Source organism: Actinophytocola sp. (assembly GCF_036402745.1).
Taxonomy (GTDB): Bacteria; Actinomycetota; Actinomycetes; order Mycobacteriales; family Pseudonocardiaceae; genus Actinophytocola.
Window position 1 is genome coordinate 1 of record NZ_DASWSJ010000034.1, and the last position, 12,933, is coordinate 12,933.

A 12,933-nucleotide genomic window follows, 5' to 3' on the forward strand; every position below is an offset into this window, starting at 1 on the left:
CGGCAGGGCGAGGAGATCTCCCGCGGCTACTCCCGCGAGCTCGACGACACCGGGCACGCCGAGGAGAACGCGCTGGCCAAGCTCGACCCGGCCGACCCCCGCCTCCCCGGCGCGACGATCTACAGCTCGCTGGAACCGTGCAGCAGGCGCAAGTCCCGCCCCCGCACGTGCACCGAGCTGATCCTCGCCGCGGGCATCACCCGCGTGGTGTTCGCGCTGCGCGAGCCACCCACGTTCGTCGACGGCGAGGGCGCCGAGCTGCTCGCGGCGGCAGGCGTCGAGGTGGTCGAGGTACCCGACCTCGCCGACGAGGTCCGCGAGGTCAACCGGCGGCTGCTCTAGGCGACCGTGAGCAGGGTGTCGGCCAGGACGGGCGCGTCGTCGCGGTCGGCGGCGGTCGTCGTGACCAGGTAGCCCTCGTCGGTGGTCCAGATGCGCACCCGCAGCGTCTCGCCGGGGAAGACCACACCGGCGAACTTCGCCGCGAACGACGCCACCCGGCCGGCCTCGCCGTCCAGCACGGTGTCCACGACGGACTTGCACACCATCCCGTAGGTGCACAGCCCGTGCAGGATCGGCCGCTCGAACCCCGCCCGCGCGGCGAACTCGGGGTCGGCGTGCAGCGGGTTGCGGTCGCCGCACAGCCGGTACAGCAGCGCCTGCTGCGGCAGCGTCGGCACCTCGACCACCCGGTCCGGCTCGCGGTCGGGCAGCGTCACCGCGGTGGACGGGCCACGGTGCCCGCCGAAGTTGCCCTCGCCCCGGGCGAAGATGCTCGAGCTGCTCGTCCACAGTGGAGCGCCGGTGGGATCGCTGACCGTGGTCTCCTGCACGATCACCGCGGCCTTCTCCTTGTCCCACACGTCCGCGATCCGCGACCGCGCGACCGCCGCGCCCGACGCCGGGATCGGCCCGCTGACCGTGATCGACTGGGTGCCGTGCAGCACCTTCGACAGGTCGATGTCGATGCCGGGGAAGCGCACGGCGGGCGGCTCGAACGTGCGGAAGCCCGGCGCCACCACGCCGAACGTCGGCAGCACGTGCAGCCGGTCCTCCAGCACGTAGCGCAGCTCGCGCGGGTCGGTGGACCGCGCGCCCGCGCCGAGCGCGAGGTGGTAGAGCAGGACGTCGGTGCTGTTCCAGGTGAACTCGGTCGCACCGAGGTCGGCGCCGATGGCGACGGCCGGGTCGATGGGCATCGCGGACCTCACTCGTAGCTGATCTCGACGGCGTCGGTGACCGGGACGGACTGGCAGGCCAGGACGATGCCCTCCTCGATGTCCTCGTCCTCCAGCACGTCATTGTTCAACATCTTCACCTCGCCGGCCACCAGCCGGCAGGCACACGCGCTGCACGCCCCCTCGCGGCACGAGTACGGCGCGTCGACGTCGTTGTCCAGCAACAGGTCCAGCAGCTTCGTCTCCGCCGGCCAGTCGAACCGGCGCGTGGCGCCGTCCAGCGTGACCTCCACCGTGGACGAGCCACGCGGCTCGCCCGTGGCCGCGGGCGTGGCCCGCTCGAACGGGTTGGCGCCGAGCGACTGGAACCGCTCGAGGCGCACCCGGCTCTTCGGCACGTCAAGGCTGGCGAGCGCCTCGCGCGCGGCGGCCATGAACGGCTTGGGCCCGCACACGAACGCCTCGTACCCGGCGTAGGGCTCGGCGAGCGCCGCCAGCCGCGGCGCGCTCGGCAGGCCCTGCACGGACTCCAGCCAGTGCACGACGACGAGCCGGCGCGGGTGCCGGGACGCCAGCTCGCCCAGCTCCCCGGCGAAGATCACCGAGCGGTCGTCCCGGTTGGCGTAGACGAGGACGACCCGGCCGTTTCCCGTGGCCAGCGCGGACTTCACGATCGAGATGACCGGGGTGATCCCGCTGCCGGCCGCGAACAGCAGGAGGTCGGCGTCGAGCGTCGTCGGCGTGAACACCCCGGCCGGCGGCAGCGCCTCCAGCTCGTCGCCCACCGCGATCCGGTCGCAGAGCCAGTTCGAGCCGTACCCGCCGGCCGTGCGCTTGACCGTGACCTGCAGCCGCTCGTCGACGTGCGGCGAGCTGGACAGCGAGTAGCAGCGCGCCACGGACCCGCACCGGTCGCTCGGGACGCGCACGGTGAGGAACTGCCCCGGCCGGTAGGCGAACCGCTCCCGGTGTGCACTGTCCACTTCGAACACGAGCGAGCACGCGTCGGCGGTCTCGTGGACGACCTCGGCCACGCGCAGCCGGTAGGACCGCTGCTCAGCCATCGGAGACCGCCAGCCGGCCGGCGGCCACCGCGTCCTCGATGCTCGCCCGCAGCATGGGGCAGGTGTCGATCCGCGCGCTCACCTCGCCGGCCGCCACCCGGGCGGCGAACTCCGGGCAGGTCGCGGCCGGGTCGCCCGACCACTGCACGCTGGTCTGCATCCGGCTCGCCTTCCGCACCCGCACCTGACTGCCACAAGCGCCGCAGCGCAACGGGACCAGGCCGGACTCGAGGAACTCACGCTGGTCGGCGCGGGTGCCGGCCGGGTCGCGGTGCCCGGGTGCCTTCGCCCAGGGAACACTCACGTGACCTCGGCCTCCCGGCGGGCGAGGTTCTCCGCGACCTCCCGCTCCCACACCTCGTTGGCGCGCGTGGTGTCCACCTCGAACTCGAACCGGTTGGTCATCTCCTCGGTGACGTCCTCGACGTCCACATAGAACTGCTCGTACCAGCGGCGCAGCTGGTAGACCGGGCCGTCCTCCTCGCACAGCAACGGGTTGTCGATCCGGGTCTTGTTCCGCCAGATCTCCACGTCCTGCAGGAACCCGACGCCGAAGCTCTTGGCCAGCTTGCCCGCGACCTTGTCCGCCTTCTCCTTCGCCAGCCCCGGCAGCTTCTTCACGCTGACCCCCCACTGCAGCACGAACGAGTCGGCGGTGACCGGGTAGTGGCAGTTGATCAGCACGGTCTCGATGGTGGTGCCGTGGAGGTCCTGCCACAGGTCGTTGATCATGTAGGACGGCCCGTAGTAGGACGCCTCGGACCTGAGCGTCACGCCCTCGGCCGAGTAGCCCGAGCCGGCCGCGATGTCGGGGCGGGCGCGGGAGTTCAGGTACTGGGTGGCGATGTGGCCCTCGAAGACGTTCTTGAAGTAGGTCGGGAACGCGAAGTGGATGTAGAAGAAGTGGGCCATGTCGACCATGTTGTCGATGATCTCGCGGCAGTTGGAGCCCTCGATCCGCACGGTGTCCCAGGTCCAGTCGCTCCACTCCGGACCGGACGCGCCGCGTGCCTCGGGGATCACGATGTCCGCCGGCGGCGGGTTGCCCTGCGGGTCGTGCCAGACGAACAGCTGCTTGTTGCGCTCGAGGGTGCGCCATGAGCGGGTGCGGGCCCGCAGCGGACTGCGCTTGGCGTAAGGGATCCCGACACACCTGCCGCTGCCGGCCCAGCGCCAGTCGTGGAACGGGCAGGCGATGGCCTCGCCCTTGACGGTGCCCTGGGACAGGTCGCCGCCCATGTGCCGGCAGTACGCGTCGAGCACGTTGAGCGTGCCGTCCTCGGTGGCGAACACGACGAGCTTGGTGCCGAACGCCTCGACGGCGTGCGGCCGGCCGTCCCGGAAGGCGTCCGCGAGGCCGAGGCAGTGCCAGCCGCGGGCGAACCGGGTCCGCGGGGCCCCGACGTCGATCGTGCGCACGCTACTGGTCATCGTGGTTCTCCAGAATGTCCATGGCCGCCAGGTATCCGAAGGTCATCGCCGGCCCGAGGGTGGCGCCGGGGCCGGCGTAGGTCCGGCCCATCACCGGGGCGCTCGCGTTGCCGGCCGCGTAGAGACCGGGGATGTGGGTGCCGTCCTCGCGCAGCACCCGGGCGTTGGTGTCGGTGCGTAGGCCGCCTTTTGTGCCGAGGTCGCCGGGCACGATGCGGATCGCGTAGAACGGCGGCCTGGCCAGCGGCGCGAGGCACGGGTTGGGCTTGTTGCGGGGGTCGCCGTAGTAGCGGTCGTACGCGCTCTCGCCGCGGTGGAAGTCCTCGTCGACCCCGGTGCGGGCGAAGGAGTTGAACCGCTCGGTCGTCGCCAGCAGTGCCGCCGGCGGGACGTCGATGTCCGTGGCGAGCCGCTCGAGGGTGGCGGCCCGGTGCACGGCGCCGGACTTGTACCAGCGGCCGGGAAAAGGCTGCCGCGGGCCGAGCCCGGCGAAGATGTAGCGGTTGCGGTAGCGCTGGTCGAGGATCAGCCAGGCGGGGATGTGGCTCACCTCGTCGGTGTGGTTGTCGTACATGGCGTGCACGGCGTCGACGTAGGGCGCGGCCTCGTTGACGAACCGCGCGCCGGCCTGGTTGACCAGGACGCAGCCGGGCAGCGTGCGTTCGGCCAGGCAGAAGTAGGGGCCGCGGGGCAGCATGATCGACGGGCCCCACCAGGCGTCGTCCATCAGCGCGGTGGCGGCGCCGAGGCGCTGGCCGGCGTCGATGCCGTCGCCGGTGTTGGTCTCCGCGCCCACCGTCCACTCGGTACCGATGGGTGGCCGCTGGTACTCCTTGCGCATGCGCTCGTTGTGCTCGAAGCCGCCGGTGGTGAGGACGACGCCGCGGCGCGCGTGGACGGTCACGGGCCGCCCGTCGCGCTCGACGTCGACGCCGGTGACCCGGCCGTTGTCCGTGCGCAGGGCCGTCATCGGGGTGCTGAGCCAGACCTGGACCCCCGCCTCGGCGAGGCCCGCCCTGAGCCCGGCGGCGAGCGCTTGGCCCATGGTGAGCAGCCGTCGACCGCGCACGAGCGAGACGACCCGGCGGCCGGCGACCCGGGCGGCTCGCGCGAGGCCGCGCGGGTGGCGGGCCACCAGGTTCATCCAGCGGTAGTCGGCCTGGGTGATCGCCATGCCGGTGGGCGCGCGCAGGTAGGGCTCGGCGAGGGTGGCGAGGTCGGCGCCGAGCACGCGGGCGTCCATCGGCCGCGGCTCGATCGACCGGCCGCGGGGCTGGCCGCCGGGGGCCTCGGGGTAGTAGTCGGCGTAGTCGGGGACCCAGCGCATGCGCAGCGGGGTGTTGGCCAGGACGAAGCGGACCATGTCGGGGCCCGCGTCGAGGAAGGCCTTGCGCAGCGCGGGTTCGACGACGTCGCCGACGATGTGCGCGAGGTAGCTCTCGGCCTGTTCCGGGGTGTCCGCGACACCCGCGCGGAGCAGGACGTCGTTGTTGGGGACCCAGACGCCGCCGCCGGAGCGGGCGGTGGAGCCGCCGAAGCGGTCGGCCTTCTCCACGAGCACGGTGTCGAGACCGTGGCGCGCGGCGGTGAGGGCGGCCGTCATGCCGGCCGCGCCGGCGCCGACGATCACCACGTCCACTGTCTCCATGGGGCTCATACTAGAACAGGTTATAGTTTTTCACATGCCCCCTGACTGGGATGACCACGCGGACGTCGTCGTCGTGGGATTCGGCGGCGCGGGCGCGTGCGCCGCGATCGAGGCCGCCCGCGGTGGGGCGGACGTGCTGGTACTGGACCGCTTCACCGGCGGTGGCGCGACGGCGCTGTCCGGCGGGGTGGTCTACGCGGGTGGGGGGACGTCCGTGCAGCGGGCCGCCGGCGTGCCGGACTCCTCCTCGGCGATGTACGACTACCTCGCGCGCGAGGTCGGCGACGTCGTGCGCCCGGCGACGCTGCGCCGGTTCTGCGACTCCTCGCCGGCGATGATCGACTGGCTGGCCGGGCTGGGGGTGCCGTTCGACCCGAGCGTGTGCCCGTTCAAGACGTCGTACCCGCCCGACGACTACTACCTGTACTACTCGGGGAGCGAGAACGCGTGGCCGTTCCGGTCGCTGGCCACGCCGGCGCCGCGCGGGCATCGGGCGCATGGTCGCGGGACGTCCGGCCGGGTGCTGTTCGACGCGCTGTCGTCGGCCGCGCGCGACGCGGGTGCGCGGGTGCGGCCGTGGACGTCGGCGGCCCGGCTGGTCGTGGCGGCCGGGCGGGTGGTCGGGGTGGAGTGCCGCTCGCTGGCGTCCGCGCCGCCGCGGGTGCGCCGGCGACTCGCGGTCCTGCACCGGTACGCGACGAAGCCGGGCCTGTACGTGCCGGCGCTGGCGCGGCGGCTGCACCGGCGGATCGCGGCGCTGGAGAAGCGGTGGTCGCGGCCGGTGTTCGTCGAGGCGCGGCGCGGGGTCGTGCTGGCGGCCGGGGGTTTCGTGGCGAACCGCGAGCTGATGCGCGAGCACGCGCCCGCGTACCGGGGCGGCCTCCCGCTGGGCACCCAGGGCGATGACGGTTCCGGCATCCGCCTGGGCGTTTCGGCCGGCGGCGCCACCGACCGGCTCGGCGTGGTGTCGGCGTGGCGGTTCATCACCCCGCCGAGCGCCCTGCTGCGCGGCATCCTCGTCGACGCGTCCGGCCGGCGCTTTGTCGACGAGTCGACCTACGGCGCCGCGATCGGCTCCCGCGTGGTGGCCGGCGGCGGCCGCGCATGGCTGCTGGTCGACGGCTCGGTCGTCGCCGACGCACGCCGCCGGCTGCGCGGGGAGACGCTGTGGTTCCAACGGCTGCAGGCCCACTACCTGCTGCGCTGGTCCCGGCTGCGCGGCTCGCTGCCCGACCTGGCCCGCCGGGCCGGCATCGACCCGGCGGGCCTGACCGCGACGGTGACGTCATACGGGGCGACTCCGGACGAGTTCGGGAAGCACCCGGACCTGGTGGCGCCGCTGACCGCGCCGTACACACTGATCGACTGCTCGTACGGTCCCCGCCTGGGCTACCCCTGCCCGATCCTGACCCTGGGCGGCCTGGTGGTCGACGAGTCGACGGGCGCGGTCCTCGATGCGGACGGTGCCCCGGTACCCGGCCTGTACGCGGCCGGCCGCACGGCGGTGGGGATCTGCTCGAACTCCTACGTGAGCGGCCTGTCCCTGGCGGACTGCGTCTTCTCGGGCCGCCGAGCGGGCGAGCACGCCGCCCTTCACCCGGCGGAGTCCCCCGAGGCACCGAGGTGAGCCGTCAGTAAGGCCGTGATCCGCACCTGCCCGTGGTTGAGCTTGGTGAACCCGTCGCGCATCTCCGCATCGAGGCCCTGAAGCTCCGACCGGGCCTTGGCGAACCCGTCGCGCATCTCGCTTCTCAGCTCGGCGATCTGCTGCCCCTGCTCGACCTGCGTCTCCCGCAACGCGTGGAGCGACTTCGTGTGCGCCCGAAGCTCCACCCGCATCGCCGACACCTCCCGATCCGCCCCGCCGGCGAGGACCCGGGCAGCCGCCGCATCCTTCCTCGCCTCAGCGACTTCGACCTCCACCCTGGCCAAGCGCTCCTCGAACGCACTCACCGGTCCGCACCCGGCTTGTCGAGGTGAGCGGTCAGCAACGCCGTGATCCGCGCCTGACCGACACCGAGCCTGGCGAACCCTTCTCTCATACCGCCGTCCAGCTTGCGGAAGCCGCCCCGCAGCTCGCGGAAGCAGTCGTCGAGCAGCTGTTCCAGGCGGGCCAGGCGGGCGGAGTGCTCGGTGAGCAGCTGCCCCTGCTCGACCTGCGTCTCCCGCAGCGCGTTGAGGGACTTCGTGTGCGCCCGAAGCTCCATCTGCATGGCCGCCACGTCCCGATCCGCCCCGCCGGCGAGGACCCGGGCGGCCGCCGCATCCTTCCGCGCTCTCGCCACCTCACCCTCCAACCTGGTCAGCCGCTTCCCGAACTCGCTCACCGGTCCGCACCCGGCTTGTCGAGGTGAGCGGTCAGCAACGCCGTGATCTGCGCCTGACCAACACCGAGCTTGGCGAAGCCCTCCTTCATCTCACCTTCCAGCCGGTCGACCTTTCCTTCCAGCCCGTCGACCGTTCCTACCAGCCGGTCGACCTTTCCTTCCACCCGGTCGAGACGGACGCCTTGTTCCAGCTGGGTCTCCCTCAAGGCGTTCAGCACGCGGGTATGGCCGACCAGCACCTCTCTGAACCCGGCCGCATCGCGTTCGGCCTTCGTGGCCAGGAAGCGCACCTCGGCCATCTCCGTCTCCAGTCTGGTGACGCGGCCCTCCAGGTCCCGCGCAACAGGCTCGCTCACTCGATTCCCCTCTCCTGTCGTTGAGCTCGGGCCCAAGGATGCCCGACCCGGCGGCGAGCGCAAAACGGTTGTCCACAGGGTGTCCACAGGCCATGGGATCGACAGAAACGAGAACGTGTTCTAGTCTTGCGGGCATGAGCGACCAGGTGATCGACGCGGTGCGGGAGCTCCTCCCGGTGCTGCGCGAGCGCGCCCAGGACACCGAGGACGCACGCCGCATCTCCGACGAGTCGATCAAGGCGCTGCAGCAGACCGGCTTCTTCAAGCTGCTGCAACCCCGACGGTACGGCGGAAAAGAACAGCACCCCAACGACTTCTACCGCGCCGTCCGCCTCATCGCCAGCGCCTGCGGCTCCACCGGCTGGGTCGCCAGCGTCCTCGGCTGCCACCCCTGGCAGCTCGCGCTCTTCGACGACCGCGCCCAGCACGAGGTCTGGGGCGAGGACGACGACACCCGCGTCTCGAGCTCCTACGCACCCATGGGTCGCGCGAAACCCACCGAAGGCGGCTTCGAGTTCACCGGCCGCTGGAGCTTCTCCTCCGGATGCGACCACGCGACGTGGGCCTTCGTCGGCGGCCTGGTCACCGACGACGACGGCAACCCCACCGACTTCCGCACCTTCCTGGTGCCCCGCGGCGACTACCGCGTCGACGACGTCTGGGACACGATCGGCCTGCGCGGCACCGGCAGCAACGACATCATCGTCGAGCGTGTCTTCGTCCCCGAGTACCGCACGCTCAGCTTCATGGACACCGGCAAGTGCCAGGGCCCCGGCCAGGCGGTGAACCCCGGACCGCTCTACAAGCTCCCCTTCGCGTCCGTCTTCTCCTGCTCCATCGCGGTGCCCGTGGTCGGCATGGCCACCGGCGCCTACGACGCCTACGTCACCCACACCCGCGAGCGCGTCCGCGCGTCGACGGGCGGGCGCGCCGCGGAGGACTCCTTCAACCAGCTGCGCATCGCCGAGGCGGCCAGCAAGATCGACGCCGCCATGCTGCAGATCGAGCGCAACCTCGACGAGGCCATGCGCTACGCCACCGCCGGCGAGAAGATCCCGTTCCCGCTGCGCATCCAGACCCGGCGCGACCAGGTCAACGCCACCAGCTCGGCCATCGCCGCGGTGGACCGGCTGTTCGAGAGCGCCGGCGGGCGCGCGCTCAGGACCGGCACGCCGATCCAGCGCTTCTGGCGCGACGCGCACGCCGGCCGCGTGCATGCCATCAACGATCCGGAGAAGGCACTGGCCATGTACGGCCAGGCCCAGCTCGGGCTGAAGGTGACCGACGCGTGGATCTAGCGGAGCGGACCACCCGGGAAGGCCACGCCGACGTCGGCGGCTTTCGGCTCCACTACTACGAAAGCGGCGCCGGCGAGCCCGTGGTGATGCTGCACGGCGGCGGCCCCGGCGCCTCCGCGTGGAGCAACTTCGGCCCGAACCTCCCGGTGTTCGCGACCCGGTACCGCACGCTTCTGGTCGACCAGCCCGGCTTCGGCGGGTCCGACAAGCCGGAGATCACCAGCCAGTTCTTCACCTTCAGCGCCGACGCGCTCAAGAACCTCCTCGACGAGCGCGGCATCGAGCGCGCCCACCTCGTCGGCAACTCGCTCGGCGGCGGCACCGCGGTCCGGTTCGCGTTGCGCCACCCCGACCGCGCCGGCCGGCTCGTGCTCATGGCCCCCGGCGGGCTCAACCTGTCCGTGTTCTCCCCGGACCCGACCGAGGGCATCAAGCGGCTCTACCAGTTCGCCGCGCCACCGGGCCCCAGCAAGGAGAAGCTCGCGAGCTTCCTGCGCACGCTGGTGTACGACCAGGCGATGGTCACCGACGAGCTCGTCGCCGAACGCTTCGATGCGGCGAGCGACCCCGAGACCTTGCGTGCCATGGCATCCATGGGCGCGTCGTTCGGCAAGGACCCGGAGGAAGGCATGCTCTGGCGCGAGGCCCACCGGCTGCGCCAGCGCGTCCTGCTGGTCTGGGGCCGCGAGGACCGGGTGAACCCGCTCGACGGCGCGCTCGTGGCCCTCAAGCTCATCCCCCGCGCGCAGCTGCACGTGTTCGGCCGGTGTGGACACTGGGCGCAGCTGGAGAGGTTCGCCGAGTTCAACCGGCTCACCATGGACTTCCTCGGAGGTGCGTGATGGGCATCCGATCCCTGGGCTATCTCCGTATCGAGGCGACCGACGTGCCCGCCTGGCGTGAGTACGGCCTCAAGGTGCTCGGCATGGTCGAGGGCAAGGGCGGCCGCGAGGACGCGCTGTACCTGCGGATGGACGACTTCCCCGCACGCCTGGTGATCCTGCCCGGCGACGCCGACCGGCTCGCCGCCTCCGGCTGGGAGGTGGCGAACGTCGCGGAGCTGGGCGAGGTCTGCGGGCGGCTCGAGGCCGCGGGCGTGCCGTACAAGGAGGGCACGCAGGAGGAACGCGCGGACCGGCGGGTCGACCAGCTCATCGCGTTCGAGGACCCGTCCGGCAACACGTTGGAGGTCTTCCACGGGGCCGCCCTGGAGCACCGGCGGGTCGTCAGCCGGTACGGCCACCGGTTCGTCACCGGCGAGCAGGGCCTCGGCCACGTCGTACTGTCCACACGCGACGACGCGGAGGCACTGCGCTTCTACCGTGACGTGCTGGGCTTCCGGCTGCGTGACTCGATGCGCCTGCCGCCCCAGCTGGTGGGCCGCCCGGCCGACGGCGAGCCGGCGTGGCTACGGTTCTTCGGCTGCAACCCGCGCCACCACAGCCTCGCGTTCCTGCCGATGCCCACGCCGTCCGGGATCGTGCACCTGATGGTGGAGGTGGAGAGCACCGACGACGTGGGCCTGTGCCACGACCGCGCGCTGCGCCGCAAGGTGCCGATGTCGGCCACCCTCGGCCGGCACGTCAACGACCTGATGCTCTCGTTCTACATGAAGACACCCGGCGGCTTCGACGTCGAGTTCGGCTGCGAGGGCCGCCAGGTCGAGGACGACACGTGGATCGCGCGGGAGACCACCGCGGTCTCGTTGTGGGGCCACGACTTCAGCGTCGGGTCGCGGTGATCGGCCAGGCCATCGAGCCGGCCCGGTTCCGCAAGGCACTCGGGCACTTCTGCACGGGCGTCACCGTGGTCACCGCGCTGCGCGACGACGAGCCGGTCGGGTTCGCCTGCCAGTCCTTCGCCGCGCTCTCGCTCGACCCGCCGCTCGTGCTGTTCTGCCCCGGCCGCACGTCGCGCACCTGGCCGCTGATCGAGCGGCACGGCCACTTCTGCGTCAACGTGCTCAGCCACGCGCAGCGCGACGTCAGCACCGTGTTCGGCACCGCGGGCGCGGACAAGTTCGCCACCGTCCCGTGGTCGCCCGCGCCGTCCGGGGCGCCGGTGCTCGACGGCGTCCTCACGTGGCTCGACTGCGCGATCGAGACCGTGCACGACGGCGGCGACCACCACGTCGTGCTGGGCCGGGTGACCACGCTGGGCCCCTACCGCGCCACGCGGCCGCTGCTGTTCTACCGCGGCGCCTACACGGTCACCGAGCCCGCCGAGCCGACCCCGGGCATCCTCGACAACCTCATCACGTGGTCCCGCCACGACGACTGGATCTAGAGTCGGCCGCGTGGACTTCGAGGAGATCGTCATCGAGACCGACCGGCTCGCCTTCCCCGCGCTCGCGGCCGGCGACGGGCCGGTCGTCGTGTGCTGGCACGGGTTTCCGGACCATCCGGCCACCTTCGGACCGCTCGCCGAGCACCTCGTCGCCGCCGGGCGCCGGGTCGTGGCGCCATGGTTGCGCGGGCACCACCGCGCCACCGCCGACGCGATGACCTACGCCGACGGCATCACCCTCGCCGCCGACGCCGCCGCGGTCGCGGAGGCGCTCGACCCGGACGGCGTCGACATGATCGGCCACGACCTCGGCGCCGGCATGGTGCACCGGGTGGCCGCCGCGTGGCCGCGGCGGCTGCGCCGGGGCATGACGATGGCCGTCCCGCCACCGGCGTCGTTGGGCGCCGTGCTCGCCGATCCCGGGCAGCTGAAGCGGTTCTTCTACCTCTTCCTGTTCCAGGTGCCGGGCGTGGCGGAGGCCGTCCTCGCCGCCAACCGTGACCTCGTCGACTACCTGTGGGCGACCTGGTCACCGGGCCTCGACCTGGGCGAGCACCGTGCCGAGCACCGCGCCCGGGTGCACGAGCTGTACGGCGACCCGGGTCTGGCGGCCAACGCGCTGCGCGTCTACCGCGGCAACTTCGACACCTCGCTGCACGACCCGGCGCTGGCCCCGCTCGCGGCGACCACCGAGGCGCCCGCGCCGGTCCCGCTGCTGGTGCTGGGCGGCGCCGAGGACGGCTGCGTCGCGGCCCGGTTCTACGACGGCGCCGAGGCCGGCCTCGCGCCGGGGTCGCGGGTCGAGATCGTGCCGGGCGTGGGTCACTTCATGCACCTGGAGCGCCCGGACGAGCTGGCCCGGCGCGCCCTGACGTGGCTCAGTAGGTGAGCACGTTCGCGAACCGGAACAGGTCCCTGACGCCGAGCCGGGGCGGCTCGAACGACCGCTCCAGGTCGAACACGGTCACGTGGAAGAACGTGCCGTCCGGGCGCTGGCACCATGGGTCCATGGTGACCGAGGACGATGTACGTCGGGTGGCCCTGTCGTTACCGCACACGACGGAGAAGCCCTCGTACGGCACGCCGGGCTTCCGGGTCAAGGACAAGATGTTCGCCCGCATCCGCGAGGAGGGCAACGTCCTGCTGGTGTGGGTCGCCGGCGAGGGCGAGAAGCGCGGGCTGATCGACTCCGAGCCGGACAAGTTCTTCACCACGCCGCACTACGACGGCCACCCCAGCGTGCTCGTCCGCTTCGGGGCCGTGGACGTCGCGGAGCTGACCGAGCTGCTCACTAGTCCGCCTCCCCGGGATTTAAAGTGTGCGTTGCGTCCCAGCTAATAGTGCG

The 12,933-nt window shown here is 72.1% G+C and carries 17 protein-coding genes; 8 read left to right on the forward strand and 9 right to left on the reverse strand.

The features are described 5' to 3' along the window. Positions 1-342: dCMP deaminase (locus VGD70_RS02775; protein WP_331077757.1), on the forward strand; the 342-nt coding region annotated here is incomplete at its 5' end. Here the strand turns inward: VGD70_RS02775 and VGD70_RS02780 are convergent. The 5 genes from VGD70_RS02780 to kstD are packed head-to-tail and all read right to left on the reverse strand — an operon-like array spanning position 339 to position 5,321. Continuing rightward, positions 339-1,199: a MaoC/PaaZ C-terminal domain-containing protein gene (locus tag VGD70_RS02780; protein ID WP_331077759.1), complete on the reverse strand. Its 861-nt coding sequence runs from the start codon at positions 1,197-1,199 to the stop codon at positions 339-341. The two genes, VGD70_RS02775 and VGD70_RS02780, sit on opposite strands and share 4 nt — an antisense overlap. 8 nt (positions 1,200-1,207) lie before the next feature. Then, positions 1,208-2,242, reverse strand: a complete 1,035-nt coding sequence (locus VGD70_RS02785) for a ferredoxin--NADP reductase (RefSeq protein WP_331077761.1) — start codon at positions 2,240-2,242, stop codon at positions 1,208-1,210. Continuing rightward, positions 2,235-2,546, reverse strand: a complete 312-nt coding sequence (locus tag VGD70_RS02790) for a hypothetical protein (protein WP_331077763.1) — start codon at positions 2,544-2,546, stop codon at positions 2,235-2,237. The genes VGD70_RS02785 and VGD70_RS02790 overlap by 8 nt, the downstream gene beginning before the upstream one ends. After that, positions 2,543-3,673 (reverse strand): Rieske 2Fe-2S domain-containing protein, encoded by a 1,131-nt coding sequence (locus VGD70_RS02795; RefSeq protein WP_331077765.1) that lies wholly within the window; start codon positions 3,671-3,673, stop codon positions 2,543-2,545. Before VGD70_RS02795 ends, VGD70_RS02790 begins: the two co-directional genes overlap by 4 nt. Then, the gene (gene kstD, locus VGD70_RS02800) at positions 3,663-5,321 is read right to left on the reverse strand and encodes a 3-oxosteroid 1-dehydrogenase (RefSeq protein WP_331077767.1); all 1,659 of its coding nucleotides are present in this window, start codon (positions 5,319-5,321) and stop codon (positions 3,663-3,665) included. The genes VGD70_RS02795 and kstD overlap by 11 nt, the downstream gene beginning before the upstream one ends. Before the next feature lie 34 nt (positions 5,322-5,355). Here kstD and VGD70_RS02805 point away from each other — a divergent pair, with 34 nt between their 5' ends. Next, complete coding sequence (locus tag VGD70_RS02805) at positions 5,356-6,948, forward strand: FAD-binding protein (protein ID WP_331077769.1); 1,593 nt, start codon at positions 5,356-5,358, stop codon at positions 6,946-6,948. On the opposite strand, the gene VGD70_RS02810 is transcribed toward VGD70_RS02805, so the two are convergent. From VGD70_RS02810 to VGD70_RS02820, 3 genes are read right to left on the reverse strand one after another with little or no spacing between them, the layout of a single operon-like run. After that, positions 6,915-7,274 carry a hypothetical protein gene (locus VGD70_RS02810; RefSeq protein WP_331077771.1) on the reverse strand — a complete coding sequence of 120 codons (360 nt, stop codon included), beginning with the start codon at positions 7,272-7,274 and terminating at the stop codon, positions 6,915-6,917. The genes VGD70_RS02805 and VGD70_RS02810 overlap by 34 nt on opposite strands. Further along, positions 7,271-7,648 (reverse strand): hypothetical protein, encoded by a 378-nt coding sequence (locus VGD70_RS02815; protein ID WP_331077773.1) that lies wholly within the window; start codon positions 7,646-7,648, stop codon positions 7,271-7,273. The genes VGD70_RS02810 and VGD70_RS02815 overlap by 4 nt, the downstream gene beginning before the upstream one ends. After that, the gene (locus VGD70_RS02820; RefSeq protein ID WP_331077775.1) at positions 7,645-8,004 is read right to left on the reverse strand and encodes a hypothetical protein; all 360 of its coding nucleotides are present in this window, start codon (positions 8,002-8,004) and stop codon (positions 7,645-7,647) included. The genes VGD70_RS02815 and VGD70_RS02820 overlap by 4 nt, the downstream gene beginning before the upstream one ends. Before the next feature lie 134 nt (positions 8,005-8,138). Here VGD70_RS02820 and hsaA point away from each other — a divergent pair, with 134 nt between their 5' ends. The 5 genes from hsaA to VGD70_RS02845 are packed head-to-tail and all read left to right on the forward strand — an operon-like array spanning position 8,139 to position 12,477. After that, positions 8,139-9,302, forward strand: coding sequence for a 3-hydroxy-9,10-secoandrosta-1,3,5(10)-triene-9,17-dione monooxygenase oxygenase subunit (gene hsaA, locus VGD70_RS02825; protein WP_331077777.1), 1,164 nt, complete (start codon positions 8,139-8,141; stop codon positions 9,300-9,302). Next, on the forward strand, positions 9,293-10,144 hold the full coding sequence (hsaD, locus tag VGD70_RS02830; protein ID WP_331077779.1) for a 4,5:9,10-diseco-3-hydroxy-5,9,17-trioxoandrosta-1(10),2-diene-4-oate hydrolase: 852 nt from the start codon (positions 9,293-9,295) through the stop codon (positions 10,142-10,144). Before hsaA ends, hsaD begins: the two co-directional genes overlap by 10 nt. Next, the gene (gene hsaC / locus VGD70_RS02835) at positions 10,144-11,043 is read left to right on the forward strand and encodes an iron-dependent extradiol dioxygenase HsaC (RefSeq protein WP_331077781.1); all 900 of its coding nucleotides are present in this window, start codon (positions 10,144-10,146) and stop codon (positions 11,041-11,043) included. Before hsaD ends, hsaC begins: the two co-directional genes overlap by 1 nt. After that, positions 11,040-11,588: a 3-hydroxy-9,10-secoandrosta-1,3,5(10)-triene-9,17-dione monooxygenase reductase subunit gene (gene hsaB, locus VGD70_RS02840; RefSeq protein ID WP_331077783.1), complete on the forward strand. Its 549-nt coding sequence runs from the start codon at positions 11,040-11,042 to the stop codon at positions 11,586-11,588. Before hsaC ends, hsaB begins: the two co-directional genes overlap by 4 nt. Before the next feature lie 10 nt (positions 11,589-11,598). After that, positions 11,599-12,477: an alpha/beta hydrolase gene (locus VGD70_RS02845; protein ID WP_331077785.1), complete on the forward strand. Its 879-nt coding sequence runs from the start codon at positions 11,599-11,601 to the stop codon at positions 12,475-12,477. On the opposite strand, the gene VGD70_RS02850 is transcribed toward VGD70_RS02845, so the two are convergent. Next, positions 12,467-12,598 carry a hypothetical protein gene (locus VGD70_RS02850; RefSeq protein WP_331077787.1) on the reverse strand — a complete coding sequence of 44 codons (132 nt, stop codon included), beginning with the start codon at positions 12,596-12,598 and terminating at the stop codon, positions 12,467-12,469. The genes VGD70_RS02845 and VGD70_RS02850 overlap by 11 nt on opposite strands. On the opposite strand from VGD70_RS02850, the gene VGD70_RS02855 reads away from it, so the two are divergent. Further along, positions 12,597-12,926: an MmcQ/YjbR family DNA-binding protein gene (locus VGD70_RS02855; protein WP_331077789.1), complete on the forward strand. Its 330-nt coding sequence runs from the start codon at positions 12,597-12,599 to the stop codon at positions 12,924-12,926. The two genes, VGD70_RS02850 and VGD70_RS02855, sit on opposite strands and share 2 nt — an antisense overlap. The last annotated feature ends 7 nt before the right edge of the window (positions 12,927-12,933 follow it).

Bases quoted from the DNA above. Each gene is read 5' to 3' on its own strand.
- hsaC (WP_331077781.1), top strand. From the start codon at position 10,144: ATGGGCATCCGATCCCTGGGCTATCTCCGTATCGAGGCGACCGACGTG.
- VGD70_RS02785 (WP_331077761.1), bottom strand. From the start codon at position 2,242: ATGGCTGAGCAGCGGTCCTACCGGCTGCGCGTGGCCGAGGTCGTCCAC.
- VGD70_RS02795 (WP_331077765.1), bottom strand. From the start codon at position 3,673: ATGACCAGTAGCGTGCGCACGATCGACGTCGGGGCCCCGCGGACCCGG.
- kstD (WP_331077767.1), bottom strand. From the start codon at position 5,321: ATGGAGACAGTGGACGTGGTGATCGTCGGCGCCGGCGCGGCCGGCATG.
- hsaA (WP_331077777.1), top strand. From the start codon at position 8,139: ATGAGCGACCAGGTGATCGACGCGGTGCGGGAGCTCCTCCCGGTGCTG.
- VGD70_RS02805 (WP_331077769.1), top strand. From the start codon at position 5,356: ATGCCCCCTGACTGGGATGACCACGCGGACGTCGTCGTCGTGGGATTC.
- VGD70_RS02780 (WP_331077759.1), bottom strand. From the start codon at position 1,199: ATGCCCATCGACCCGGCCGTCGCCATCGGCGCCGACCTCGGTGCGACC.
- VGD70_RS02850 (WP_331077787.1), bottom strand. From the start codon at position 12,598: ATGGACCCATGGTGCCAGCGCCCGGACGGCACGTTCTTCCACGTGACC.
- VGD70_RS02855 (WP_331077789.1), top strand. From the start codon at position 12,597: ATGGTGACCGAGGACGATGTACGTCGGGTGGCCCTGTCGTTACCGCAC.